This window comes from Halomonas sp. BC2, from assembly GCF_002078115.1.
Taxonomy (GTDB): domain Bacteria; phylum Pseudomonadota; class Gammaproteobacteria; order Pseudomonadales; family Halomonadaceae; genus Vreelandella; species Vreelandella stevensii.
Genome location: NZ_LFGT01000012.1, coordinates 1 through 1,076, shown reverse-complemented (window position 1 = coordinate 1,076; position 1,076 = coordinate 1). Strand labels below are relative to the sequence as shown.

Below are 1,076 nucleotides of genomic sequence, written 5' to 3'. Positions count from 1 at the left end.
CTCGGCCCTCGCATCGTGTCGCCAGCACCAGGTTGGCCAATCCGAACAGGCTGAATAGCTGCGCCTGGTTCTTGGCCAGCCCCTTGTAGCGCACCTTCCGGTAGCCGAAGAGGTTCTTGATGACATGAAACGGGTGCTCGACCTTGGCGCGGAGGCTGGCCTTGGCCTTCTCGATCGCCAGCAGCAGCCTTTTCATGGGACTGTCTTCCATCTTCTTGATGGGGCCGCGCTTGGCGGCAACACAGCAGCGGGAGTCCGGGGCATCCTTCTCTTCGTCCAGGTACTTCCACATGCCGGTGTAGCCCGCGTCGCCGTATACCCGCGGGTCATCGCCCCGGACCAAATGGCCCGCCATGGTGACATTGGCAACATTGGCCGACGTGGCGGCGACACTGTGGGTCAGCCCGGTGACGGCATCGACGCCGATATGCGCCTTCATGCCGAAGTAATACTGTTGGCCCTTCTTGGTCTGCTTCATCTCCGGATCGCGTTGCTTGGCCTTGTTCCTGGTGGAGGGCGCGGCCGCTACGATGGTGGCGTCGACGATGGTGCCCTCGCGCATGAACAGGCCCTTCTCGGCCAGACTGGCGTTGATCTCTTCGAAAATCCGCTGGGTCAGCGCATGCTGCTCCAGCAGATGACGGAAGCGCAGCAGCGTAGTCGCGTCCGGTACGTTCTCGATGGCCAGATCGATACCGATGAAGTCGCGCATCGCCTGGCTGTCGTAGATGGCGTCCTCCAGCGCTTCATCGGCCAGGGCATACCACTGCTGGAGGAAGTAGACGCGCAGCATGCGCTCCAGGCCGATCGGCGGACGCCCTCGCTTACCGGCTGCGTTCGGGAAATAGGATGGCGACAGCGCCTCGATCAGTCGCTGCCATGGCACCAGCTTCTCCATCCTGGCAAGAAACCGCTCGCGGCGGGTGACCTTCTTCTTGTTCTGGTGCTCAGCCTGGGCGAATGAGATCTGTTTCATCGGAGTGGCTCTGTCAGCGGGTGTTGGACGACAGGTCAGATTTTACCTCGTCGGTGGCTATGAGGCAGCTCCGACGGGATTTATGCAGCGTTTCCTTAAT

Annotated in this window: 1 protein-coding gene; it reads right to left on the bottom strand. The window is 61.3% G+C overall.

Annotated elements, in window-relative coordinates:
* The coding region (locus B7L71_RS08890; RefSeq protein WP_081137423.1) for an IS5 family transposase at window positions 1-976 on the bottom strand (976 nt) is incomplete at its 3' end.
* Window positions 977-1,076 lie beyond the last annotated feature (100 nt).